Source organism: Paenibacillus sophorae (assembly GCF_018966525.1).
Taxonomy (GTDB): domain Bacteria; phylum Bacillota; class Bacilli; order Paenibacillales; family Paenibacillaceae; genus Paenibacillus_AQ; species Paenibacillus_AQ sophorae.
Genome location: NZ_CP076607.1, coordinates 2,911,282 through 2,936,073, shown reverse-complemented (window position 1 = coordinate 2,936,073; position 24,792 = coordinate 2,911,282). Strand labels below are relative to the sequence as shown.

The window sequence follows — 24,792 nt, the reverse complement described above, 5'->3', positions numbered from 1 at the left end:
TTCTTTACCAGCTCCTGCAAGTAGAAGGGCCACCCAACTGATGGCCGAACCCTTGAGGTATGGGGCGAGTGGTTGTCGAGCACCACTTGAATCCGAAAATCGGATGGGTAGTAGGCATCCAGCATACTCAAAAAATCAACGAATTCTTTGCTGCGATAACGATCAACGACAGAACCCTGTACTTAGCCGCCGACCAGATCAATCGCTGCCATCAGCATCACAAGTAGACGAACGGCCGGCGACCTTACTGCGCTTAATGATACCGTCAACCAGAACTGACCAACACCTCTATTCGATGTTTCTTTACCTCGAATAGAGGTATAAGGAGCGGGGTATCATGTTATCTCCCGACTTTTTCAAAGTTCCACGGCAAGCATGGGCTTTAGTGGCAAGCTCCATGCTGGTTATGGCGGGTTTTTCCTTTTTGTGGCCGTTGACGGTGATTTATTTAACTCAGTTCCTTCATCAATCCGTCGGTATGGCAGGTATGGTTTTGTCGGCGGAAGCCGCCTCCGGCATATTAGGCAGCATGTTTGGAGGCGTATTGTTCTTTAAATTTGGAGGAAAGAGAACGCTTTTTGCCGCTTTGGTCCTGCTGATTCCAAACAGTGTGTTATTGTTGATGTTTCGGAGCTGGTTAGGTTTCATCGTCTCCTTTATCATTATCGCGCTGTTCATCGGAACGTTTTTTTACTTCCGTTGCCGCCACAGCTGGGCTGGTTTGGCCGGAAGGCGGGCACAAGCCCTTCACGATCAATAATTTTTTTCAAAATATAGGCGTCGCCGGGGGCACTGCACTAGGAGGGTTTATGGCGGAGCACTCCTTCCGCCTCTCATTTATGGTCTTGGGTTCGTTGTTCGTATGCGCCCTTCCTGCCGTCATTCGAGGTTTGCCTGGGCTTGTCGGACCCGTCGGGAAAAGGCGGAGCCTAAAACTGCACAAAAAGGTAACACCTTGCTTTTAGCTAAAATTTATTCGCTCTGCTGGCCATGGGCTTGAGCAACGCCATCGGTATGATCGGTTATATCCAGTGGCAGGCCACTATCCCCGTATACATGGACGAAAAAGGCTTGGGAACGCGCCTTTACAGTTTTCTTTGGACTTTGAACGGAATTGCGATTATGATCCTCCAACCGCTCATCGGGTTCTCCTGCAGCGTTGCCGAACCCAAAACTTCAATTCGCTGTTGGAAACAGCCTTTTTTTACTGTCGTTTGCCCTGCACCTGTTAAAGGAAGTTTATCCGTTATTTATTTTCGGAATGCTGGCCCAGCCATTCCAGGCAGAGCGGAAAACCAGATCGCCAGATGGCTGTCAGGGTTGCCGACCTCCGTAGTGCACATCGACGTTCTGTGCTTGCCCTTCTGGTAGATATGGCATTCGAACGGTACTCTTGAACGCCGCGGCATACATCATGGAAATCTCCACCGGCACGCTGGCGTCTTCCACCGTATGCCATAAAAATGCCGGCAGCGTCGAGGTGTTCACCTGTTTGTCCAGCGATAATAACGCCTCCCTTTCCACTTCACTCCACCGTGCCTAAGCGTCCAGCAAAGCCCCGGTGCTTAAATTCGCCGGCCGAAATCAATGGAATAGAATCGGCTGTCCAATAACAAGTTATACCTATAAACTTATTTTAAAATCGATCTACTAGATGTCTTCTTTAAATTGAAGGATCAGCTTATTCATCAATTGTGAGAATGGCTTGAGTTCTTCTTTCGTAAATGCACTAAGAACTTGGTGATCCATCTCTGCCAACATCACTTCCAGCTCCTCCAATTTCCCACTTCCCGTTTCCGTCAGCTCAACATACACATAACGCCTGTTCTCCGTATCCTGACGTTGCTACAAGCCCTGAACTTTTCATGCATTCAATCATTTTGGTAATGTTCTGTTTCATCACCATCATCCTTTGGCATAAATCCCCAACGATGTTTTGTTCGCTTCCGATCTCTCCTCAAATTATGATGATATGCATCCAACATACAAAGGGACTTTAGCAATTCAATCATGTCATCGAACAACCTTGGTTGCTTTTTTGACGGGAAATCCCATTTAAGTATTTAGAGGATCATTGATGATCTTCCATGTATTTCTTTAAATTCATGTTCCTTGACAAGTTCATACTGCCTATTTCAAGTACGTTCCTCGGCCCCCGTAATCAACGGAAGCGACGAAGCGGTAGCGCCATGACTGTTTCTGACACGAGCGATCAACTACCGGCTGAAATCAACCTGTGGCGGGTTGAATCGCCATGATCGGCTAGAGGAAAAATGATACTTCTGCCCGGCCAACGTCACGGTATTGGGGGCAGTCCGCTCTGATGAGGGGGAGCTTCGGAACACCCGAAGTTATGATGCAGGCCGCCACCTGCAGCTTGAAACAGGCTTTCATTTGCTATCTTCAACTACTATTTTCTCCGTACCCTCATTTTCCCCTCCTGCTACATACAAAAATTCGTTCCAGAGAGGAGAATCGGACCCTGCGTACTCCTGAACTTTTTGAGCTTATGTTTCAAAATTATCCGGATGTTGTCTGTGTCCCGCAACTATGCGAAATGCTAGGCGGCATCAGCACCAAATCTGCATATAAACTCCTGCAAGAAAACAAAATCAAACATTTCAGAATCGGCAGAGCTTACAAAATCCCCAAAGCCAATATCATCTCTTACCTCCGCAGCATCATGACCGGCCCTCCCACTTTACACTGTGACGCTTTAGTGCATTGAATCATTTGCTATACTATGGTATATTAACAGTGTCAATGGTTGGAGATCGGGCTGCTAACCAGGGAGGGATATTTTTAAATATGGTAGCAGGCCACCTACAGGAAAAGAAAGGTCTTTTTTATATCGTTCTGAACTACAATGATGGCGGGAAACGAAAAAGCAAATGGATTCCCACCAAACTTCCGGTAAAAGGCAATAAGAAAAAAGCGGAAACCATGTTACTCGAGGCGCGCAAAAATTTTGTGCTTCCCTCAGAAGCCAATCTGGAAAATGAAGAGGAGATGGTTGTTGAAGAAAAAAGCGAGCAGCCTTATGAGTCCACAGAAAGCGAAGAAACCGAAGAGGACGACATTTTATTCGCTGATTTCATGGTGGAATGGCTTGAAATGATAAAGTATCAGGTTGAGATCACCACCCACTCGGCTTATAGTTTTGCTGTTAACACCAGGATTGTCCCGTACTTCCGGCAAAACAAAATTTATCTGAAGGAACTGCAACCCAAACACCTTCACGACTTTTATCAGTATGTCTTGAAAGAATTTGGGCTGACCACAAATACTGTACTGCATTATCATGCCAACATCCGACAGGCACTACAGCATGCTTTTGAAATGGACATGCTCCCTTCGAATCCAGCAGACAAAGTAAAGCGGCTCAAGAAGAACCAATTTATCGGAAGCTACTATACGAGTGATGAACTAAACGAGTTGTTCGAAGTCGTGAAAGGCGATCCGGTGGAGTTGGCTGTCATTCTGGCAGCTTTTTACGGACTGCGGCGGAGTGAAATTGTTGGACTTAAATGGGACGCCATCAACTTTCAGCATCAGACGTTTACCATTAAGCACACGGTTATCCCTGTATCGTATCAGGGTAAACAAATCATTGTGGCGAAAGACCGGGCCAAAAACAAATCAAGTTATCGCACTTTGCCACTCGTTCCCGTCTTCCTAGAACTGCTTTTGCGGCTTTTGGACGAACAACAAGCGAATCGGGCTTTGTACAAGAACTCTTACAGCAACCAATATCAAGACTACATTTACATCAATAAGTTGGGAGAGCGAATTAAGCCGGGTTATATTACTCAACATTTTCCGCTCGTCTTGAAAAAGCATAATTTACGACGGATTCGATTTCACGATCTTCGGCACAGTTGTGCTAGTTTACTCCTTGCTAACGGTGTCAGCTTAAAGGAAATTCAAGCATGGTTAGGGCATAGCCATTATTCCACAACCGCTAACATTTATGTCCATCTTGAATACAGTTCAAAGCTTTCTTCGGCTCAAGTGATGAGCAATACCTTACAAATTCCAAGTATGCAAAAAGCTCCTGAATCTCCACAAAAGGAAACTCAAGAGCTCGTTCATTGTTAAGTTGGTGCGGTCGAGAGGACTCGAACCTCCACGGGGGGTTAGCCCACACGGACCTGAACCGTGCGCGTCTGCCAATTCCGCCACGACCGCATTTTTCACCTCTCCGATCACTCCTCAGAAAAAGGAGAGAACTGCAGGAGAGAACTAGAAACCACACTTACGAAAAACCGCATAATAACAAGGTTTTTGAGGGCAAATCCTTGACATCCGCACTAGAACCTGAACCGTGCGCGTCTGCCAATTCCGCCACGACCGCGTATTTATTGAGGCTCGCTAACGCGGCCACAAGAGATATCATATCATGATAGCAAACACCAGTCAACACATTTTTAAAATAACATTTTTTCATAAATTATTGTATAAATATTGCTTTCGTGAATGAATTGGATGTATAATAAGAACAAAGGTTCGCATACTACAATTGAGGTGATTGAGATGGCAACAATTGCAAAGCGTAACCAGGAAGCAACCCAAGAAGAACTGTCCCTTGTGAGAAGCTATTTGCTGCTAACGTTTATTCATAAAGTATTCGAGCGCGACTGCCGGGCCATCGGGAAGAGCGGCCTATTTAAAATGCCACAGCTCTATATGGAACTGGTCTCCATCGGAGCAAAGAAGACAGCTGTTATGCTGCAGGAAGTTAAGCGTGAGCTTGATTCGCAGAATGTGGTTATTACAACTGTTCGGCAAAATCAGCATGGCGTTGAAGCCGGATACAAGTGCCGGGGTATTGCCGGAGAGATGCAGATTGAATGGCCGAATTTCCGGCGGGAGATGACGCTGAGAATGCGCGCCTATCTCGGACTTGCCGGAGAGTTCTCGATTCAAGCCCGGGAGGAGCGTTCCGGCCATATGGCTGTATCCATCTGATTGTTCTGCCGGATTAATATCATGATAGCACCAGCCCGATCACGGAAGTGATGGGCTGGTTTTTTGATTTTACCGGGAAACGCCCCAATCATTTCAATAACCCCTCTCTCCGTCCGCTGTTGAACTCACGGTTTACATCTGGATGGTTCCTCCGCGTCCGCCTGGCACATATACATATATAGAGAATCGCCATCGTTCGCCAGATTATGAAGTTGGGAGGAGCGGCAATGAACAAATACTGGAGTGAGACGATCAAGGGGATTGCGCCGTATGTGCCGGGCGAGCAGCCCCGGGCCGGCAGACTGGTCAAATTAAACACAAACGAGAATCCCTATCCTCCTTCGCCCGAGGTGCTGAATGCAATGAAAGCCGCCGTTACCGACAAGCTGAGACTATATCCCGATCCGAATTGCTCCCGCTTGCGGGAAACGGCCAGCCGCCACTACGGCATCCCGGCGGAACAGATTTTTGCCGGCAACGGGTCCGACGAAATTCTGGCTTTTTGCTTCAAGGCCTTTTTCGATCCGGGGGATATGATTCTTTTTCCCGATATTACGTATAATTTCTATGAAGTGTACGCCAAGCTGTTCGGGGTATCGTACAGGACGGTTCCGCTGACAGAAAGCTTCGATGTGCCGGTTGAAGGCTTCTTCACCTATAATGACGGAGTAATACTGGCCAATCCCAACGCCCCTACAGGCAAAGCCATTCCCCTGGAGAACATCGAGGCCCTTGTGAAACGGAATCGGCAGGCGGTTGTTATTGTAGACGAAGCGTACATTGACTTTGGCGGAGAATCGTCAATTGGACTGATTCCGAAATATGACAACCTGCTCGTCATCCGCACATTCTCCAAATCACGGTCGCTGGCGGGTCTGCGGATCGGGCTGGCTATGGGACACAGCAGTTTAATTGAAGCGCTCATTCGCGTCAGAGATTGTATCAACTGCTTCACCGTCGACTGGATCGCCCAGGCGGGAGCCATAGCGTCTCTTGAAGATACGGAAACGTTCACCCGGAATATTCAGTCCGTTATAGCCACTCGAAGCCGGATTACATCCCTCCTCCGTCAAGCGGGATTTCAGGTGGTGGACTCCAGTACGAATTTCTTATTAATCTCCCATCCGAAGGTGGAAGCGGGCACTCTCAATGATGCTTTACGGAGACAAAACATTTTCGTGCGACTTTTTCCGAGGCCCAGGATCGATAACTATTTGCGTGTAACGATTGGAACGGATGAAGAAATGGATATTCTATTTGAAGCGCTGCTGAACCTCGTGCATGGAACTCAACTGAAAATATCGAGAATCGAACCAAACTCGGACCCCAGTCTAAATAAATGAGAATGAACAGCAAACGCCTTAAGAAAAAAAGCAAACGGCTTTCGAGACAAAACCTCGAAAGCCGTTTTACATGCAGTGCCGTGCAGCTGGTCATTGCTTACATTAACCAAAAATATTGCGTCTCGGCTCGGTATTGGACTGAAACATATAATTTCGGTCCAGCTTGACCACTCTCCGGTTGGGTCTGCGGACCATAACCTGGCTGTCATCCCATGCAATAACAATCCCGATAACATCATTGCTCTCCAGAGCATCGCGAATGACCCGGATCTTCTCGCCTGTAAGGCGGTATTCATTCAGCTGCTCATCGCTGATCATGCGGAGTTCTCCTCTCATCCGGAACACCATACTCTAGGCTCCGGATCGGAATATGACATAAAAAAGACCGCAATGAAAGATCATTGGGTCTCATTTAAATAATGAGATATGCACATATCTATGCACCTCTTTGTGTTTGACCTATATCAGCGCTTCATTCTTCTCAAACCAGAAGTCCAGAACTTTTGCGGACATCACACGTTGTTCCAGATACTCTACTTGTTTGGTTGTAAACTTCTCTCTCCAGGCGAAGTCCAGTTCTTCACACAGACCTGCGATAGTCAGAAGTTCCGACCAAGCAACATAGCGTTTGTACCAAAAGAATTGAGGATGTTCGATCATATAGGGATACAGATCGTCAAACTCCGTGTGCTTGCAATCGAGCGCACGCTCGAAGTGATCCTTGGCCTCGGTTAATTTATCAATAAAGAATTGTTCTGTCACCGGTTCTTTCCCCATTGTGACGCCTCCTCTCCTATGTCTGACTTTATTATAAATGAAAATGTATAGGGTGGAAAGCAATTGTTATAAAAATAGGCATTGTTCTCAGATTCGTCACGATTTGTAACCCGATAGATTACTGCTCGAATTCGATTCTTCCGCCAGCAAGGGATTTGATTTTCACAAGCGATTCCAGACGTACGCCCTGTTCGCGGATCGTACGGGCACCGGCCTCAAAGCATTTTTCCACAACAACTCCAAGTCCGACGAGTTCCGCTCCCGAGCGGTTAATAATCTTGATCAGGCCGCGCGCTGCGTCGCCGTTGGCGATAATATCGTCGATGAACAGAATTTTGTCCTCGGGCGATATAAATTGGCGCGAAATCATAATGTCCGTGACGATCCCTTTCGTAAACGACGGAACCCGCTCGCACAGCGCGTCAGGGTCTGCCAGCAGTGTTTTCTTGCGGCGCGCAAAGACAAGCGGCACCTTCAATTCATGCGCGGTGGCAAAAGCAACGGCAATACCCGAGGATTCCACGGTAACAACACGGGTTACTCCCTGGTCTGCAAATAGCCTCGCAAATTCCCGTCCCATCTCCATTGTCAGCTCGGGATCGACCTGGTGGTTGAGCAGTCCGTCCAGCTTCAACACCTGATCGGAAATGACAATCCCTTCCTCCAAAATCCGCTTTTTCAATATTTCCATGACGCTTACGCCTCCATTATCCATTCTTGTTCGGACGTTCCACTGTCAATTTCCCGCAGGCGAAAACAGGCGGAAGTCATGTCCTTCTGCTCAACATCATAACCTGTACTATGCGGAGTACACAAGCATATGGGGCACGCGCATCCAAAAGATCAACTTTTTAGGCTTCACAAGTAGGCAAGCCCCTGCTTCCGATACCAATTTTGCCGGAAAATCAAATGATGCGGCTGATGCTTACAGACACGCTCCGAAACCAGTTGTGCCGAGGACCAAGCGATGCGGCTGATGCTCACAAAACTTTTAGGAGGATAGCTATGAGACAAATGCTCCGCACGCTGCAAATCGCCTTTACTTATATTGGCACTATTGTGGGAGCCGGATTCGCCACCGGCCAGGAAATTCTCCAGTTCTTCACGCAGTACGGCCGCTGGGCAACGCTGACCATTGTGTTCTCCACAGCGGTCTTTATCTGGCTCGGCACCAAAATGATGATTCTTGCCCAGCGGATTGGAGCGGAATCCTATGAGGATTTCAACCGCCATCTGTTCGGGAAGAATGTGGGCGGCATTATCAGCCTGTTCACCCTGATTATTCTGATCGGGGTCAACAGCATTATGCTGGCGGGAGCGGGCGCGATTTTTGAGGAGCATCTCGGGCTCCACTATCAAACCGGGCTGGTGCTGACCGTGATCGGCTCATATCTTCTGTTGAAAAGAGGCATTTCCGGCATTCTGCAAATGAACAGCATTGTCGTTCCCTTGATGCTGACCCTGTCGCTAATTATTATTTTCAATACACTCGAACATCCGGGGGCGCATCGTTTCCTGCTGCTCGGTACCGAACGCAGCGCCTTTGCCGCCGGGCTGTCACCCTTTCTGTATACGGCGTTCAATCTAGGTATGGCGCAGGCGGTCCTCGTTCCCATGGCTCGGCATACCCAGAGTGAACGACCGCTTATTTATGGCGGCATTCTCGGCGGTCTGGGCATTGGCTTTATGCTGATGGCGGCGCATTTTGCCATGAGCGCGCACATGCCGGGCATCCTGCAGTTTGAGATTCCGATGGGCAGCATCGCTTTCGGTCTTGGACCACTGGTGCAGCTTGTGTATCTGATGCTGATCTTTCTGGAAATATTCAGCACCTTTGTTGCCGATATTTATGGCGTTACGCTTCAACTGGCGCAGCGACTGCCGATCTCGTCCGCCTTCATTACACCTGCGGTCATGCTGACCTGCTATGTCTTCAGTCAGTTCGGCTTCAGCTCGCTGCTGGCGCTGTTCTATCCCATGTTCGGGGCGCTGTCGCTCGTCTGGGCAGTCAAATTAATCCTTGCTCCCATGGTTCCGCCGAGTAAATCGGTGGCGCCTCCAAAGTCGGAGCTGCTGCCCGCCTCCAAACCGGTACCGCGGTCTACACGGAGATAACGGAGGCATCCGTCACCAGCCTGGCAGCCGCCTCGGCGACATGACGGTGGCAGGTCAGCATTACAACCTGGCGGGAAGCTGACAGTTCGCCAAGCAGTGAAAGCGCCGCTTGCAAACGCCGCTCATCGAAATTGACGAACAGATCGTCAAACAGCAGCGGCAGCGGGTCCTGCTTGTCCATCGTTCCCGCAAGAGCCAGACGCAGGGCGAGATACAGCTGCTCGGCCGTTCCCCGGCTCAGCAGCCCGCTGTCCAGCAAGCCCGCTTCCCGGTGTTCCGCTTTCAGCTCTTTCTTCCCCAGCGTCATAACGACGCGCCGGTACTCTCCCCCGGTCAGCCGCTCGAAATACGAGGAAGCCAAGGCCAGAACCTGCGGCTGCTTCTCACGCTCGTAAATGCGTCTAGTCCGGCTGATTAATTCCGCCGCGAGCGCAGAAACGGCATATTGCTCGGCGATACCCCGCAGCGCCGCCTTCTGCTCCTCCAGCTGCTGAAGCGTTGTATCCTCCCGGCAGACCTTCTTCAGGCTCTCCCTCTCCTGCAGCAGCCTGCCCCGAAGCTGAAGCAGCGCGTTTCTTCGCTCCTCAAGTTCGGCAAGGCCCGTCTCCTCCCGCTTCCTCTCTTCTTCCAGCGCGTAAGCGTCCTTTAGTGCCAGCAGTTCCAGCAGTCCCTGCCTTTCTTCCTCGTCCCTGCCTCCGAACATGGCCAGCTCCCAGTGCCGGAGCGACCGCTCCAGTTCCCTGCGCCGGGACAAGGCTGCAGCCCGGCGAAGCAGATCTTCGCCGTCTTCCGCCCCGCCTTCGCGCAGCAAATCACCAGAAATTTGCCGCACCGCTTCCAGTTCCCGGCGATTCTCTTCCAGTTCCTCCTCCGCTCCGCGCATCCGGGACATCAGGTCTTTTCGGCGCAAAAGCGCCAACTTAAGTATCTCCCATGCCGCGGCTCTCTCCTCCAGCCAGCGGATCGGCGAAAGCAGCGTGGGGGGGTCAGACGAGTTGCCAGGCCGCTCAGCAGCAGTTGGCAATTCTCCGGAAAGCAAAACGACTCTAGGCCGGCTGTCGGGAGGTGCACTATCCGTTTGTGAAGCGCGGGTAGGCACAGAGGGCGATAAATCAGGCTCTCTAATGCCGGAGAGCGAGGCGGCGGACGATGCAGCATCAGATAAAATGAAGGATGAAGCGCGAGATACGTCTTCGCACGCCTTCCGCGCAGCCTCTTCCGAGGCAGAAGCCGTTTCCTCCGCAGTCTCTCCGGCTTCCGCCATCAGGAGCAGGCATTCTTCCTCAAACGCCGATGTTTCCCGCTTCAGCTCGGCAATTCGCAGGTGAAGCCCGTCCTCCCGGCGAAGCAGCTCATTCCCCTGCTCCGCCAGCCTGAAAATGTCGGGCAGCCCTTCCGGAGACAGATCCTCCGGCAGGTTACGGCGGCGGAGCCATTCCTCGAAGCGCGCTGACGTTCCGCGGAATTCTTCTTCGGCTGCGTCCATCTCACGGACCAGCGCCTGCTCCTGACCGGCCAGCGCATCGGCCTCCGTGCGGCGGAGATCCCGCTCGCCGCTCAGCCGCTCGGCGCGCTGGTGCCAGTCTGTCCAGGCGTCCATCAGCCGCCGCAGCTCCTTCATGCCCGCCTCCAGCCCGCCCGCATCCGGGCTGGCCGGCGCAATGCGCGACCGACGCTCCGGTCGCGCATCCCCGCTCTCCGCCTCCGGCGCGGAGAGCAGCAGCCCCCGCAGCCGCAGCATCTCGGCTGCGGCTTCTTCCCCGCCGCTGACTGGCGGCGGGGAGGTCTGCCGGCGCGCACCGCGCCCGCCGGCAAGCAGGGCCAGATCGGCGGCGGCCAGCACGCCGAGCACGATCCAGGCGCTGACCGGCGGCGCTCCGGTCAGCCACAGCGCCGCCGGCAGCAGCGCGGTGAGCGCGGCGGCCAGCGGCAGCAGCGGCGCGGCGGCGGCGGTTCTACGGCCTCCAGCGGCCGCCGCTGCACCCGGCAGCGCTTGCCGCAGCTGGGCCTCGCGCCAGCGCTCCGCAGCCTGCTGCAGCTCGTCCCACAGCCGCGCCGTCTCGCGCGGGCTTATGGGCCGCAGCGCCGCGAAGGAGGCGGCGCCTTCCCGCTGCTCCCTCGCAAGCGAGCGCTCCGCCTGCTGCAGCGACGCCTGCGCTGCGGCAAGGCGCACACGCAGCGCCTGCCGCTCGGCGGCGAGACCTTCCATTCGCCGGTCGTAAGCGGCGAACTGGACCCCGAAGCGGCGTGCAGCTTCACGATCCGCTGCAGCTCCGGCGAAATCCGTAAGCTCCCCGGCGGTCCAGCCGGGATGTATGCTCCGCAGGATGCGCTGCAAATGCTCGCGCAGCAGCTTCCATTCCTCATCCAGCCGCCGCAGCTCCGTCTTCCGGTTCTCATAGCCGCCCTGGGCGCGGAGAAGACGCTCCAGCCGGGGACCCTGCGCTTCCAGTCGAGGGTCATGAGCGGTCACGGCCAGCTCTTCTTTCAATTCCGCGACGATTCGTTCGGCGCGGGCCGCAGCCTGCGCGGCATTACCGGTCCTTGACTGCAAATCACGCCAGCGCTCCGGAGCATCCTCGGGAAACGACGGAAAGTCGGGCAGTTCCCCCAATTCCTGGCGGGCGGCTTCCCATTTCAGCCACAGATCACGGATATCGAGCGCTTTGCGCAGGCGTGTCAGCCAGGCCCCTTCCTCCCGGCGCCGCCGCTCCAGTTCCTCTAGCTCACTTTCCGCGGCCTGCAGCGCTGCGGTATTGTCATTGTAACGCGGAAGATAAGAACGGCTTTCCGCTATCTGCCGTTCCAGCTTTTCGATCGACTGGAGAGTCTTCGCCGCTTCCTGTGTCCTGCCCCGCGGCTTGTAGAGCTTCTCCGCCTCCTGCTGGAGACGCCGCTCCGCTCGCAGGATCTCTCCTCCTCCGCCGATGCCTGCGTGAAACAAATAGCTGCTCATTTCCTCGGACTGCAAGGTTCCAAGCTCCTGAAGCTCGTCCAGCGTCACCGCAAACAGCTGGCGGAACATAGTCCGGGAGACGCCGCCCAGCAGATGTTTCTCCAGTTCCTCCTGTCCCAGCTCTTCCACGCTTCCGTCCATGCTGCTTAACGTAATCTTGAGCCTGTCGCCCTTTCCGCCCTCCGAACCTCCGGCGTACCTCCGGATGCTCCAGGCTTTTCCTTGTCCGTCCCGGGCGGTCAGGACGCCGCCGTGCAAACCGCCGTGCACAGGCTCTAATCTTTCCGCCGGATAGTTCCGGCCGGGAATCCCGAAGAGCATAGCGCGAATAAACTGCAGCATCGTAGATTTGCCGGCCTCATTGGGGCCGTACAGCACCGTTAATCCCGCTGACAGTTCCAATTCCCTGCCGTGAAGACGGCCAAAGCCGCCGATTTCAAGCCGCTGAATTCTCATCTTACCGACCTCCTTGGCGGCTGCCGGGCCGATCATCGCTTTCTTCATCCGGTGCCAGGGCATCGCTGAGCAGGGTCACGGCCGTTTCGGCCGCCCTTGTCAGCCAGACGCGCATATCGTCTTCCCCGGCTTCGGCCAGCATCCGCCTTAGCTCACGGTTCTCCCCAAGGGGCGCCAGGGCGGTCCGGACAAGCTCGTCCAGCGCTTTGCCATCCTCTGCGCTTTCCGCTGCCAGCCGCATCAGCTCGCCGAGAAAGCTGTCTTCTACAAGTAGACGTTCGCGGTCAACTTCGGTTCCGGATTCTAGAGAGAAGCCTTCCGGCCAGACAAGCCCTTGGAACCGTCCTTGTTCCGCCCGCAGCGCTTCGCGCCGGCGCAGCTCATCCAACAGATCTTCCGCCGCCCCTCTTTCCGAGAGAATGCGGTGAACGGCACCCCGGCCGGTGATTCGGAAACGGATGACGGACATCATGTTCGAATGCTCCTCCCGGACCTCTTCCACCGCCCGCTCCACCGCCTCTATCCATTCAGTTTCCCTGACCATATTGTCAATCGAAATCTCCCGAATCAGGAAACGGACCTCATCCAGTTCCTTGAACCGCAGGGCAGCGATTCCGCCGGCGTCCACATCCACGATGCAGCAGCCCTTTGGTCCTGTCTCCTTGACACTGCGTCCCTGGATATTCCCCGGATACACAATAAAGGGACGTTCATGCAGAACCCGGCGCTTATGGATATGGCCGAGCGCCCAATAGTCGAAGCCGGAGTCGATCAAATCTCTGCGGGTACAAGGAGAGTATGTCTCATGCGCCGGATCGCCATCGACATTAGCGTGTAGGAGCGCGATATGGAACAGTCCGCAGTCTTCATTCCGCCGAAACCGCAGAGACGTATTTTCCGTCACCTTGGCCGTGGGATAGGAAATTCCGCTGACCACCGCAGCTTCCTGCCCATCGATGCGGCGTACGGCGATAACCTGCCCCGGCTTGTCGGCGCTGAAGACCGTGACGCCATCCGGAAGCTCCATTTGAAGACGCGGACCGTCCAGCGGATCGTGATTGCCGTGAATAAGGAAGACCGCGATCCCGCTCTGGGAAAGCTCCAGCAGCGCTTCCTGAAAACGCAGTTGGCTCTGAAGCGAAGAATCGGCAGAATCGTAGACGTCTCCGCTGATAACGACAAAATCGACCTCTTCCGCCAGCGCCACGGCAACAAGCCGCCCCAGGGCGGCAAAGGCGGCTTCCCGCAGATAGTCTCTAATGAGTCCCGGGATATGGGACAAGCCGGTAAACCGGCTGTCCAGATGCAAGTCAGCAGCGTGCAGAAAACGAAACGGGATCATGCCGTTCACTCTTTGCTGCCGGTCTGAAGCTGCAGATACGTCTTTTTCAGTTCATTGGCGATGCGGGTCAGGGAGTACAGATTTTTGGCTTTGTCCCATGCCGAACGGGACAGCTCATAACGAAAGGCCGGATCTGTGATGACCTTCTCCAGCGCATCCGCCAGAGCGATCACATCATCGGGCTTGACAAGCAGACCGTTAATACCATCCTCGATCTGCTCCGGGATACCTCCGACGTCAGTTCCGACGAGTGCCAGACAGCTAAGCGCAGCCTCCGCGAATACGGAGCCGAAGGCTTCCGCGCGGGATGGCAGCACAAAAATATCGAAAAACGGCATAAATTCTTCGGGATGCAAGGTATAGCCGTAAAAAATGGTTTCATTATATATGCCGAGCGACCTCGCCAGATTCTCCAGATCGGCGCGGGACGGTCCGTCCCCGATAATATGCAGCACGTATTCGTGACCGCGCTTCTTAAGCTCGGCGCAGGCGTTGAAGAGCACATCGATCCCTTTGGCCGGAACGAGACGGGTGACGGTCACCAGCTGGGGAACATCGTTTTCATGCGCCACCGGCTTGAACCTTTTTTCGTCAAAACCGTTCGGGATGATTTGAATGCGCGACGGGTTCTCCGTATAATGCGACATATAATCCGCAAAGGACTGTGACACGGTCATCAGCCGGTCGCTTACATGCTCCAGTTCCCCGTAAATCAAGGTCAGGAACTGATGCTCCAGCCCGTCCTCGGCAATTTTCCCGTTCAGTATCAGCTCACGTTCGTAGCTGGAGTGGAACGTCTGGACTAGCGGCACATCCGGAAACACTTTCTTCATTGCCATTCCGGCTATTGGATGATGCGCGTGGATCAGATCGAACCGCTTGTTCAGGCGAAGCTTTGTCCACCACAAATAATCGCGGTAGGTCTGGATATATTTTTGTACAACCGGACTTTCGCCATAAGGCGTCCAATCGAACGTTTCAAAGACGATTTCGTCACTGCCTTTTCCGCGGATGCGCTTGGGCAGCCAGAACAGCTCCATATCCCAGCGGCTTGATCGAAAGCGTTCCTGCAAGTAGGGAATCATTGAGGATACACCGCCGGGCTGCTCCGGCGGAAAGAAGAGCGCTTGCAGCAGATTCATATGGTAAGTCCCCTTTTCTATTGCCCAAGAAGAAACAACTTCACCGTCCCTTCAGGGATGGTACCGTTTCTCATAGAAATAGAAGAACACGATATAAGCGCAGAGCTTATAAATTCTTATATTTTCAAAAACGGCCTTGCTTGGCAATTATGATATAGTTAAGCATATGTACACAGGTATTACTTGAGTTCCTACTTAGATTTTATCGGCATCCGCCCTAAACGGCAACACACAAAACCGTTATCCTTCGCCGATGAGACCGCAATGCCTTGTGCCGCAACGCTTCATTCCACTTGATTAAAATGAAAAAAGGAGAATGCAACAATGAATAAGGAAATGCTGCCCGCCGCTTTTACAGCCATGATCGGAGAGATGCTGGGAAGCGAAACGGACGCCTTTCTGGATACATATGCAGCGCCGAAGACCCAAGGTCTGAGGATGAATGGGCTAAAAACCTGCACAGATTCGGGAAAAAACGCTGCCGAAAAAGCTATGCGTCTATTCGGCCTTCAGCCTGTTCCCTGGTGTCCTGAAGGCTATTACTATGAGGATCCCGCGCGGCCGGGACGCCATCCTTATCATGAGGCCGGGTTATATTATATTCAAGAGCCTTCAGCCATGTCCGCCGCCGTACTGCTCAACCCGCAGCCCGGCGAGACGGTGCTTGATCTCGCCGCCGCTCCCGGCGGCAAGACTACCCATATCGCCTCCCTGATGGAAGGACAGGGACTGCTCGTATCGAATGAAATCCATCCTGAACGGGCTAAAATCCTGGCGGAAAATGTGGAACGGTTAGGTCTTTCCCATGCGCTTGTAACCTCCGCGAATCCTGGCGATCTGGCGCGGCGCTTCCCCGAATCCTTCGACCGGATTATGCTTGACGCCCCCTGCTCCGGAGAAGGAATGTTCCGCAAAGATCAGGGCGCGATCAGCGAATGGTCGCCGGCGCATGTGGAGATGTGCGCCGCCAGGCAGTGGGATATTGTACAGGATGCTTATACTATGCTGAAACCCGGCGGACGGCTTGCCTATTCGACCTGTACGTTCAATAGGAAAGAAAATGAAGAGCTGATCGCGCGGCTGAAGGCAAGCTATCCCGATATGGAGCTGCTGGCGGCAAAACGGCTGTGGCCGCATCAGGACAAAGGCGAAGGGCATTTTGTGGCCCTGCTGGCCAAGTGCGGAACCCCTGATCCTTCATCCGCAGACACGCTACATCAAGGCTCCGCGAAACGCGGGAATCGTAGCGGTAAAGGGCGTGCCGGCGGAAGACCGGAAGCCGCCGCCCAGGCCGCATTCCGGCAGTTTCGGGAATGGGCTGCTGCAGAAATCCCGGGATTCCGGGCGGAAGGCGTTCCGGTTCTGTTCGGGGATTCGCTCTACCTGCTCCCCTCTTCGTTTGGCGAATCCTTTTCCCCGGAACTGCTTCACGGACTGCGTATTCCCCGGGCAGGCCTCCATCTTGCCCATCTGAAGAAGAACAGGCTGGAGCCTGCGCATGCGCTCGCTATGGCTCTTTCTCCAGAGCAGGCAGCGCGTTCGTTCGATCTGGACCCGGAAAGCTCCGAGGTGCGAAGCTGGCTGCGGGGCGAGAGTCTAACCGTGCCGGATGATCTGCAGGGCTGGACGCTGGTCACCGTGGACCATTTGCCGCTTGGCTGGGGCAAAGCAAGCTCCGGTCAGCTCAAAAACCATTATCCGAAAGGACTGCGCCAGCCCTAAGAGTAGCCCGCCTATTTAAGCGAATTAGGCGGCTGACCGGTGCGGCAAGAGCCCTCTCCACATACGATATTGTATCCCACTGGGTCGCGGCGGCATAAGGCGGCAGCGGGGAAACAGATCCTTATTAAAGGAGGAATCCTCATGGGCGTAGCTTACGGAGGCTACAATTCAACCGGAGCTATTTTGGTTCTTTTCATTTTGCTAGTCATTATTACCCGCTCGTTTTTCATTTAATCTACATGATATTATACGCCCTGTTAACAAAAGAGTGCTCTTGGCCGCATAGGCTGAGAGCACTCTTTTATGAAAAATTATACGCGATTGATGCCTCTTAAGATAAGCAATATTTAATGAGTGCCTCCGATACTCCATTCTCGTTATTGGTGCCGGTGATGGCATCCGCCGCCGCTTTGACTTCTACCGGAGAATTGTCCATGGCGATCCCAAGGCCCGCGAAGGAAAGCATCGAAATATCATTATAGTAGTTGCCGATGGACAGCACGTCCTGTTGACGGATACCAAGCTGCTTAGCCAGCTGCTTCAGCGCATTGCCTTTTGAGGCTTCGGGATGCATTAAATCGATGAAAAACTCTCCGCTCCGCTGGATATTAAACGACTGTATCCATGTGCTCCACTCCCGCTCGGCTTCGTCCATCATTTCCGCTGAGGAAAATACGGTGAACTTGACAATGGGTTCACGAAACTCCCCCCATGCTGGCAAGGACGCGGGAACAAGCTGAAGATGCTCATACATAAAGTGGGCTTCTTTGGTCAGATGCGCCACATTGTCAACATACAGCTCGAAAGCGGTGTTCACGTCAAAATGGATATCGCGATGGCGGCAGTACTCAATATACGGATCAAGTCCGCGGCCGTCCATGGGGTACTGATGAATGACCTCCTGATCCTCTACCCGCACGGTGACGGCACCGTTATCGGCAAGCACATAACCGGTCAATCCCATCTCCTGCATAATTGGAATGGCGTTCTTCGGGTTTCTTCCCGTACACAGAACGACCCTGGCTCCCTGTCTGGTGACTTCGGCGACCGTCTTTTTATTCTCGGGGCTCAAGCTATGATCGTCATTCAGCAGCGTACCGTCTACATCGAGCGCTATAAGCTTATATTTCATTCTCCACCATCCCCTAAGCATCTTTTATCTCTATGTAAAATTATAATACGGCGTCATCCGGGCTTGTGCTGCCAAATGTTAAATTTCTGTTCTAAGCAGCTTAAGCTCTTCGCTCGTCAGCTCACGGCAGGCGCCTTCGGGCAGATTCGCATCCAAGGGCAAATTGCCCATCGAGACTCTTTTTAAAAAGATAACCTTCTTCCCGACAGCCTGGAACATCCGTTTCACCTGATGGAACTTGCCCTCGGTAATCGTCAGGGAGATTTGCGAAATGATCAGTCTTCCGCGCTCTCTTCCCAGAATAGTCAACTGCGCCGGCAATGTAACATAACCGTCGTCCAGTCTTACACCCTCCGCAAAAGCCGCCACATCGTCCGGCCCGACCTCGCCTTCCACGAGGGCTTCATAGGTCTTGGGCACATGCTTGCGCGGTGAGAGCAGCTCATGGGCAAGCTGGCCATCACTCGTCAGCAGCAGCAATCCGACCGTATCTTTATCCAGTCTGCCTACCGGAAAAGGCTCGAACACCGCATAACGCTCCTCCAGCAGATCCAGCACCGTCCGGTCCCGTTTGTCCTCCGTCGCCGACAGCACGCCCGGCGGTTTATTCATCATAAGATAAATATGTTCACGGTAAAGAACTGTCTCGCCGTCCACCTCGATTGTATCGTTGTAGGGATCGACATGCGCACTGCTGTCTTTCACGATCACGCCGTTAACGGTGATGAGACCCTGCTTGGCCTGCTTGCGGAGCTCGCTGCGCGAGCCGTAGCCGACATGTGACAGTATCTTATCAAGCCGTTGCTTTTTTCCTTCGCCGCCTTTTGATTTTGCCATCTATGTCCACCTCCAGCCTGCGGGATATTCATTCTTAAGGATGCCATCCTGCCATTTTCCCCAGCCGGCGCTGTATCCGTCGATACAGACGAGTACATACCCCTTCAGCGATGTGCCGGTGATAATCGTCAACCGGTCCTCCGAAATCGACAATGTCTCCCCCTTCAGATAGGACACAGCCTCTGGCTCGTCTCCGGCAAGCGACAGGCTGCGCAGGCTTTCTCCGGAAGTCAGCGCGGTTGCAAGCGGGTGGCCGGGAATGAAACGGCCGCTCCGGACATGACCCATGTACCAGCCGGGACGCACCGTTTTCAGGCCGTTCAGCGCTTCACGCGGAAGCGGCGACAAATACAGATGCTCCCCGAATAGAACAGGAAAGCCTTCCGGCTGCCAGCCAAGCTGCTCACAGGCAAACTCCCTATAGGATGCTAAAATATCTCCCTCCGATGTAATGGCCGCACTGCGTCCCCGGCCATCGTTCCGGGAGGAAGCGCGGCCGTTTCTGCCGTTTCGGTTGTCGCCCCGGCCAACGGATGACTTGTCCTTGCGGGAGACGGCTGTCCGGCCGCCTTCTCCGTTCTGCCCTCTGCGTTCTCCAAGTGGTACGACCGTCAGTGACTTGTCGCTGTTTCCGGACCCCGCCCCTTCGTCCTTCTCCTCTTCCGGCTTTCCATTATTTCTTAAGACGGCAATAAAATGTCCCTCGCCCTTCACCTTGTGGGGCCATAAACGCGCCGTACCCGGAAGCGGTTCCAGCCCCGGGGCAAAGGAGCCAGTGCCCCCGGCCGGAACAACCGAGAACTGCGGATGTCCGGCAAGAAACTCAGCGATGCTCCCTTCATTCTCCTCCGGCGAGAAGGTACAGGTTGAATAAACCAGCGTCCCCCCCGGTCTGAGCGCCAGCGCCGCCGCCTGCAAAATCTCCCGCTGCATGCCGGCATACTTGGTCGGAGTGTTCTCGTCCCACTGCCGGACCATATCCTCGTCCTTGCGGAACATGCCTTCGCCCGAGCATGGTGCATCAATTAAGATGCGGTCGAAAAATCCCGGGAACGCCGCGGCAATTCTCTCCGGGCTCTCATTTAGGACGACCGCGTTTCTCGCGCCGCATAGCTCTAAATTCTTGGCCAGGGCCTTGGTCCGCTCAGGATGCAGATCGTTGCTGATCAGCATTCCCTGTCCTTGAAGCTTGGCGGCGATCTGCGTCGACTTGCCACCGGGTGCGGCGCACAAATCCAGCACACGGTCGCCCGGGAGAACGCCGAGCAGCTCGACGGGCGCCATGGCGCTCGGCTCCTGAATATAGTAAAGCCCGGCGTGATAGTAAGGATGCTTGCCGGGTCTGGCACCTTCGATTGTATAAAAGCCCGTGGAGCACCAGGGGATCGGCTCCAAACGGTAAGGTGAAATCCGCTGCAACTCATCTACCGCAATCTTTAGTGTATTGACACGGATGCCCGTATGAGGGATCTCCCCATAGGTCTTCGTGAATGCTTCGTATTCCCGTCCCAGCAGCTCCTTCATCCGCTCGGAGAAGGAGTGCGGAAGTTGTACCGACATGCTGCCGTCCTCCCGATTATCCCATTTAAGGGTTGAATAACTCAGGAACACCCCTGCGGGTGTTCCTGAGACGTAATTGATAAGCACTTGCAAGGGTCAGCGGCGGCAGGACTACTCTCTCCGGGGTCCCCGCCGCTGGGGGATATTCGGCTTGATGTCCGGCAAAGCGGCATGAACCGCCTCCGACAGCTTCCCGTCCACAATATCGATAGTCAAATCGTAATAAGGCAGATTGTCATACTCCCTCAACCGCTGGATATAATCTTCCGTCTCACGGACCAATTTGCCAAGATGAATGCCCAGCGTAATCTCCGGATATTCCCGAAGCTTCGCGGCCGCTCCTTCCAGCATAATTATGGCGCCGCGCGCATTGCCATTACGGTAATGATACAGTCCCACGGCTACCTGAAGCAACGCCTTGTACAGCGGGTCGCGGTCCTTGGAGAGCCACAGCTCTTCCAGAACCTCGTGACATTCGAAATAATCGCGGTCCCGATTGAAGTAGATCAGATAAGCGACATACAGAGGTTCATAACCCATCCGGCAAATCGTCTTTCTTCGCCTGCGAAATCATTCCGCGCACCCGTCCCAGCAGTTCCTTCATCGCTTCCATATCTTGGCGCTGCCAAATCTCGTTGAACTCTTCCTGGCTGCGGATTGCTTCATTGACAAGATGGTAGAAATACAATTGATGTATCGCATGGAGAACCTGGGTCGTCGTGTTGGAATTTTCCTCGAACGTCTTCTGCGCTTCCAGTATTTCTTCCCGGATGCTGGACATTTCGCTATCCAGAATGGATGCTGCCTCCGCAGCCGTCTTCAGGCGCAGCCGGATTTCATCCGGCAGGCTTTCCCGATATTTATAGTTCAGGGAGTGCTCGATGGTCGCCCAGAAATTCATCGCCAGCGTGCGGATCTGAATTTCGGCCAGCACGATCTTTTGTCCGAGGGCCGTCTGTACCGGATACCTGATGATCATATGGAAGCTGCGGTAGCCGCTCTCCTTATAATTAGTAATGTAGTCTTTCTCATATACCACTTCAAGGTCTTTGCGGACGCGGATATACTCCGCCACACGCCGGATATCCTCCACGAACTGGCACATGATCCGAATTCCCGCAATATCCTCGATCCCCTGCTCCAGATCCTCCATCCGCACATTTAGGCGTTTCGCCTTTTCCAGAATGCTGGACAGCCGCTTCACCCGACCGGTTACGAATTCAATCGGCGTATATTCCTCGCGCTTTTTCAGCTCCGCGCGCATTGTTTTGAATTTGACCTTGAGTTCTTCCACTGTCTGTTCATATGGAAGCAAAAAAGTGCCCCAATCTCTGCCGTCCATCGTCCTTCCTCCTGTCCTTTACTCTCCGCCGTCAGCCAAGAAGAGAAGGCTGCGCATCCCTTATAGGGCTTGCATCCGTCTCTCGTAGAAATATAAGGCTTTGGATAAGCGCATAGCTTATACTTTCTTATATTTGGACGTCCGCGCCCACCGCTTCGGAGATATGCCGGAAGCCGTCCCTTCTCAGGAGATTCCGCAGCCCGGCATGTATCCTGCGGTTTACCTCCGGCCCTTCGTAAATGAGAGCCGTATATATTTCGACCAGGCTTGCGCCCGCCCGGATCTTGTCATAGGCATCCTGGGCGGAGAAAATGCCGCCCGAACCGATAATCGGCAGCTTTCCGTTCGTCTGCCGGTAGATGGCGGAGATGATCTCCGTTGATCTGTCCCGGAGCGGCTTTCCGCTGAGTCCGCCGGTTTCAGACGCGCTTTCATGGGTGAGTCCCTCGCGGCGAACCGTCGTGTTGGTAGCTATGATACCATCCATTCCCGCTTCTGTCAGCGTATGCACCATATATTCAAGCTCCGCGCTACTTACGTCCGGAGCAATCTTGACCAGAATGCTCTTTCGGACGCTGCTTGACCCGCGCTGGAGCTCCATCTCCTGCTTAACTTCCGACAATAAATGGGACAGTTCGCTTCCGTGCTGGAGGCTGCGCAAATCCGGCGTATTCGGAGAACTGATATTAACCACAAAAAAATCACCGTACGGATACAGTGTGCGGATGCACTTCCGGTAATCCTCATGCGCGGCTTCGTTGGCGGTCATCTTATTCCGTCCGATATTGATCGCGACCGGAATGGTCCGTCTGTTCTCTGCCTTGAGGCGCCGCGCCATAACTTCCGCGCCTTCATTATTGAAGCCCATCCGGTTGATGAGCGCTTCATCAGAAGGAAGCCGGAACAGCCTTGGCTGCTCGTTCCCCGGCTGGCCTTTCGGAGTCACCGTACCAACTTCCATAAAGCCAAAGCCGATTGACGAAAATCCGGGGATCGCCTGAGCATTCTTGTCTAATCCGGCTGCAAGCCCTACGGGCGAATGAAAATGAAATCCAAACAGGTCAACAGCCAGCTCCGGCGTCTCCGGGACGCCGTACATCAGGCGCAAGGCGGAGCGTCCGCCCGGCAGGGCGGCTGCTTTTTCAAGTCCCCCGATGACGAGATGGTGTGCTGCTTCCGGGTCCATTTTAAAGAAAAAAGGTTTCGCAATATTTCGATACAGCACCATTCTCGCTCCTTCAGGCGTAAAGTTTCATTTTAATTTTAGCCTTTTCCGCGGGAAAAGAAAAGTTTTAGTCTTCTTCGCGAAAAGCGGGATGGACGGGGAGTATAGTATTTTTTTTGTAAACGCATTACAATATAAGAGCACAGGGAAATCCAGATATAAGAGAAAAGGATGGTCGATTCATATGTCAGCCAAACGCAAACCGCCAACAATACAGCAGAAAAAAGAAGAGGTCAACCGTAAAGCCATCGTGTGGATCGGCGCCAGCATTGCGCTGCTTGTCGTTATTTTCATCGTCCTCTTTATTGTAACCGGCAGTTAATTCAGCCAATGGTACTGTTTGCGGGGGTTGGTCTGGTTCCCGGCGGCTTTCAGGGAGAACGGGTTCTCTGAACCCTGCGTTACGCCAGGCAGAAGACCCCCTTCGGTGATTTGCACCTTCGTTCCTTTCGGGACAAGATCGAACAGCTCCTCAATATCATTTCGCTTCATTCGAATACAGCCCATTGATTCATCCTTGCCCACGCTTTCCGGTTCATTGGTGCCGTGAATGGCGTAATTCGTGTCAGAGAGCTGCATTCCCCTGCTGCCGAATTCCCCTTTGTCATGTCCGTTCGGATTCACGACCTTGTCAGTGATGACGAAGCTGCCTTCCGGCGTCCGGGTTCCTCCCAGCCCCACTTCATAGCTCCGAATAATGATTCCGCCGCTGGTCACCGCCAAGCGGTGTTTTTGCTTGTCAACGAGAATGGCGAGCGGTTGAGACAGGAAAGGCATCTCCGCTCCGCCATTACCTGCTGAGGGCGCGTCCCCTGGGGCGGCTCCGGAATCCCCGCCTGGCGCGTTCCTGTCAGCAGCAGCGCCTTGCGCCGCCTTCTCGCCCTTCCGCTCCGCCTCGGCTTTCAGCGGCGTGAAGGCGCGCTCCATCAGCGGCGTCGTCCCGGCCAGCCAATTACCCGGGAAATCGCCTGTCATCTCGCCGAGCGATTCCGGCAGCCGGCCCTTGGCGGCGCGAAAGCTGTTCAGCGCGCTCCAGAGCGTAGCCAGCTGTTCCTGACGCCGCTGCCACTTGGCCCCGCGGTCCGCCAGCGCCCCGGCATCCGGCGGCTTGCATGCGCAGGATGCCGAATCGTAGGACTGGATCGTCGTCCGGCCGTTCTCCTCCCGCTCTACGGTATACGCCACGGGAAGCCGCTCCTTCCAGAGCAGCCATTTTCCCGACCGCTGCATGCCAAGCACTGCCGTCAAAGAAGGAACCTTGCCTCCTCCGCTTCCAACAAGCCCGGCCAGACCGCGCGCGGAAACTGCGCCATCAGCCTCCCGGGCCGTGAACAAAAGTGTATCCGCCGTTGAATCGCCAGCCTTCTCCTGATCGAGACTGCTTTGCGCGGCCGGAACTGTTTTCGTTTGACCCTCAGGTTTGACTGCCGTCATCATCGAACCGTCGCCCGGCGCTTTAGCTGCAGCCGGCATCAGAATGAGCAGCAGAAATGACACCAGCAGGAGCACCCTGCGTATCCTGCTTGTCCGCATCTCCCGCTCCCGGGCCGTCCTTAGCAATTCTTCTTCATATTCACGAAGCATATCGGACGGCACTTTGCTCTGCTCGAAGGCCTCATACACGCCTCCAGCCTGGTTGAAGCAGTAATTCGCCTTGCCTTCCTGCCCGTTTTTCTTATATTCCTTGCCCAGTAAATACCACGCCATTTTATTGTCGGGATGCATCTGCACGTACTGCTTGAGGTACTGCGAATTTTTCATCGTTGCCTCCGTATGGTTGGAACAGGCTTAACACTTATACTATATATCGGACCAAAAACAGCAAAAAGACACCCCTATTCACAATAAAATCCGTGAACCGGGATGTCTCTTCAT

At 53.9% G+C, this 24,792-nt stretch carries 26 protein-coding genes and 1 tRNA gene; 11 read left to right on the top strand and 16 right to left on the bottom strand.

Annotation, left to right across the window (positions count from 1 at the left end):
* The first annotated feature begins 59 nt into the window (after positions 1-59).
* Together KP014_RS13770 and KP014_RS13765 are read left to right on the top strand one after the other, a co-directional pair.
* Positions 60-227, top strand: a complete 168-nt coding sequence (locus tag KP014_RS13770; protein ID WP_216700349.1) for a hypothetical protein — start codon at positions 60-62, stop codon at positions 225-227.
* A gap of 110 nt (positions 228-337) precedes the next feature.
* Positions 338-760, top strand: a complete 423-nt coding sequence (locus KP014_RS13765; RefSeq protein ID WP_036595170.1) for an MFS transporter — start codon at positions 338-340, stop codon at positions 758-760.
* A gap of 212 nt (positions 761-972) precedes the next feature.
* On the opposite strand, the gene KP014_RS13760 is transcribed toward KP014_RS13765, so the two are convergent.
* The gene (locus KP014_RS13760; protein ID WP_216700348.1) at positions 973-1,134 is read right to left on the bottom strand and encodes a hypothetical protein; all 162 of its coding nucleotides are present in this window, start codon (positions 1,132-1,134) and stop codon (positions 973-975) included.
* A gap of 280 nt (positions 1,135-1,414) precedes the next feature.
* On the opposite strand from KP014_RS13760, the gene KP014_RS29100 reads away from it, so the two are divergent.
* Entirely contained in the window at positions 1,415-1,543 is a 129-nt protein-coding gene (locus tag KP014_RS29100; protein WP_281426399.1) for a hypothetical protein, read from the top strand.
* A 107-nt stretch (positions 1,544-1,650) separates the two neighbouring features.
* Here the strand turns inward: KP014_RS29100 and KP014_RS13755 are convergent, their stop codons facing one another.
* The gene (locus KP014_RS13755; protein WP_175491936.1) at positions 1,651-1,815 is read right to left on the bottom strand and encodes a hypothetical protein; all 165 of its coding nucleotides are present in this window, start codon (positions 1,813-1,815) and stop codon (positions 1,651-1,653) included.
* Between the two features lie 508 nt (positions 1,816-2,323).
* Here KP014_RS13755 and KP014_RS29235 point away from each other — a divergent pair.
* Both KP014_RS29235 and KP014_RS13745 read left to right on the top strand, forming a co-directional pair.
* Complete coding sequence (locus KP014_RS29235; protein WP_343223115.1) at positions 2,324-2,728, top strand: helix-turn-helix domain-containing protein; 405 nt, start codon at positions 2,324-2,326, stop codon at positions 2,726-2,728.
* 35 nt (positions 2,729-2,763) lie between these two features.
* Positions 2,764-4,098: a tyrosine-type recombinase/integrase gene (locus KP014_RS13745; protein ID WP_246590755.1), complete on the top strand. Its 1,335-nt coding sequence runs from the start codon at positions 2,764-2,766 to the stop codon at positions 4,096-4,098.
* A 2-nt stretch (positions 4,099-4,100) separates the two neighbouring features.
* On the opposite strand, the gene KP014_RS13740 is transcribed toward KP014_RS13745, so the two are convergent.
* Positions 4,101-4,188: transfer RNA gene (locus KP014_RS13740), tRNA-Leu, on the bottom strand.
* A 345-nt stretch (positions 4,189-4,533) separates the two neighbouring features.
* Here KP014_RS13740 and KP014_RS13735 point away from each other — a divergent pair.
* Both KP014_RS13735 and hisC read left to right on the top strand, forming a co-directional pair.
* The gene (locus KP014_RS13735; protein WP_036595196.1) at positions 4,534-4,968 is read left to right on the top strand and encodes a YhjD family protein; all 435 of its coding nucleotides are present in this window, start codon (positions 4,534-4,536) and stop codon (positions 4,966-4,968) included.
* 227 nt (positions 4,969-5,195) lie between these two features.
* Entirely contained in the window at positions 5,196-6,311 is a 1,116-nt protein-coding gene (gene hisC / locus KP014_RS13730; RefSeq protein ID WP_051500047.1) for a histidinol-phosphate transaminase, read from the top strand.
* A gap of 102 nt (positions 6,312-6,413) precedes the next feature.
* On the opposite strand, the gene KP014_RS13725 is transcribed toward hisC, so the two are convergent.
* The 3 genes from KP014_RS13725 to KP014_RS13715 form a co-directional block, all read right to left on the bottom strand.
* Positions 6,414-6,629 (bottom strand): hypothetical protein, encoded by a 216-nt coding sequence (locus tag KP014_RS13725; RefSeq protein ID WP_036595176.1) that lies wholly within the window; start codon positions 6,627-6,629, stop codon positions 6,414-6,416.
* Positions 6,630-6,770: 141 nt separating this feature from the next.
* Positions 6,771-7,088 carry a hypothetical protein gene (locus KP014_RS13720; protein WP_036595178.1) on the bottom strand — a complete coding sequence of 106 codons (318 nt, stop codon included), beginning with the start codon at positions 7,086-7,088 and terminating at the stop codon, positions 6,771-6,773.
* 118 nt (positions 7,089-7,206) lie between these two features.
* Entirely contained in the window at positions 7,207-7,779 is a 573-nt protein-coding gene (locus tag KP014_RS13715) for a xanthine phosphoribosyltransferase (protein ID WP_036595181.1), read from the bottom strand.
* Between the two features lie 314 nt (positions 7,780-8,093).
* Between KP014_RS13715 and KP014_RS13710 the strand changes: the two genes are divergently transcribed.
* The gene (locus KP014_RS13710; protein WP_036595184.1) at positions 8,094-9,203 is read left to right on the top strand and encodes a YkvI family membrane protein; all 1,110 of its coding nucleotides are present in this window, start codon (positions 8,094-8,096) and stop codon (positions 9,201-9,203) included.
* On the opposite strand, the gene KP014_RS13705 is transcribed toward KP014_RS13710, so the two are convergent.
* From KP014_RS13705 to KP014_RS13695, 3 genes are read right to left on the bottom strand one after another with little or no spacing between them, the layout of a single operon-like run.
* The gene (locus KP014_RS13705; protein WP_216700501.1) at positions 9,190-12,663 is read right to left on the bottom strand and encodes an AAA family ATPase; all 3,474 of its coding nucleotides are present in this window, start codon (positions 12,661-12,663) and stop codon (positions 9,190-9,192) included. The two genes, KP014_RS13710 and KP014_RS13705, sit on opposite strands and share 14 nt — an antisense overlap.
* The gene (locus KP014_RS13700) at positions 12,617-13,957 is read right to left on the bottom strand and encodes a metallophosphoesterase family protein (protein WP_036597361.1); all 1,341 of its coding nucleotides are present in this window, start codon (positions 13,955-13,957) and stop codon (positions 12,617-12,619) included. The genes KP014_RS13705 and KP014_RS13700 overlap by 47 nt, the downstream gene beginning before the upstream one ends.
* Before the next feature lie 5 nt (positions 13,958-13,962).
* Entirely contained in the window at positions 13,963-15,099 is a 1,137-nt protein-coding gene (locus KP014_RS13695; RefSeq protein WP_036597362.1) for a glycosyltransferase family 4 protein, read from the bottom strand.
* 324 nt (positions 15,100-15,423) lie between these two features.
* On the opposite strand from KP014_RS13695, the gene KP014_RS13690 reads away from it, so the two are divergent.
* Positions 15,424-16,821 (top strand): RsmB/NOP family class I SAM-dependent RNA methyltransferase, encoded by a 1,398-nt coding sequence (locus KP014_RS13690; protein WP_036597363.1) that lies wholly within the window; start codon positions 15,424-15,426, stop codon positions 16,819-16,821.
* A 141-nt stretch (positions 16,822-16,962) separates the two neighbouring features.
* Positions 16,963-17,055: a YjcZ family sporulation protein gene (locus tag KP014_RS28765; RefSeq protein WP_246590720.1), complete on the top strand. Its 93-nt coding sequence runs from the start codon at positions 16,963-16,965 to the stop codon at positions 17,053-17,055.
* Positions 17,056-17,152: 97 nt separating this feature from the next.
* Here KP014_RS28765 and KP014_RS13685 read toward each other — a convergent pair whose 3' ends face one another.
* The 6 genes from KP014_RS13685 to KP014_RS13660 all read right to left on the bottom strand — a co-directional run bounded on the left by KP014_RS13685 (position 17,153) and on the right by KP014_RS13660 (position 22,917).
* The gene (locus KP014_RS13685) at positions 17,153-17,953 is read right to left on the bottom strand and encodes a Cof-type HAD-IIB family hydrolase (RefSeq protein ID WP_036597364.1); all 801 of its coding nucleotides are present in this window, start codon (positions 17,951-17,953) and stop codon (positions 17,153-17,155) included.
* A 78-nt stretch (positions 17,954-18,031) separates the two neighbouring features.
* Positions 18,032-18,790, bottom strand: a complete 759-nt coding sequence (locus KP014_RS13680) for a pseudouridine synthase (protein WP_036597365.1) — start codon at positions 18,788-18,790, stop codon at positions 18,032-18,034.
* Positions 18,791-20,350, bottom strand: a complete 1,560-nt coding sequence (locus KP014_RS13675; protein ID WP_036597366.1) for an RsmB/NOP family class I SAM-dependent RNA methyltransferase — start codon at positions 20,348-20,350, stop codon at positions 18,791-18,793.
* Between the two features lie 111 nt (positions 20,351-20,461).
* Entirely contained in the window at positions 20,462-20,890 is a 429-nt protein-coding gene (locus KP014_RS13670) for a DUF309 domain-containing protein (RefSeq protein ID WP_090834560.1), read from the bottom strand.
* Entirely contained in the window at positions 20,880-21,692 is an 813-nt protein-coding gene (gene yjbM / locus KP014_RS13665; RefSeq protein WP_036592252.1) for a GTP diphosphokinase, read from the bottom strand. Before yjbM ends, KP014_RS13670 begins: the two co-directional genes overlap by 11 nt.
* A 127-nt stretch (positions 21,693-21,819) precedes the next feature.
* Positions 21,820-22,917: a quinone-dependent dihydroorotate dehydrogenase gene (locus KP014_RS13660; protein ID WP_036592260.1), complete on the bottom strand. Its 1,098-nt coding sequence runs from the start codon at positions 22,915-22,917 to the stop codon at positions 21,820-21,822.
* A gap of 184 nt (positions 22,918-23,101) precedes the next feature.
* Here KP014_RS13660 and KP014_RS13655 point away from each other — a divergent pair, with 184 nt between their 5' ends.
* Positions 23,102-23,239: a hypothetical protein gene (locus tag KP014_RS13655; protein ID WP_175491934.1), complete on the top strand. Its 138-nt coding sequence runs from the start codon at positions 23,102-23,104 to the stop codon at positions 23,237-23,239.
* Here the strand turns inward: KP014_RS13655 and KP014_RS13650 are convergent.
* Positions 23,236-24,678, bottom strand: coding sequence for a L,D-transpeptidase (locus tag KP014_RS13650; protein ID WP_036592253.1), 1,443 nt, complete (start codon positions 24,676-24,678; stop codon positions 23,236-23,238). The two genes, KP014_RS13655 and KP014_RS13650, sit on opposite strands and share 4 nt — an antisense overlap.
* Positions 24,679-24,792: the final 114 nt, after the last annotated feature.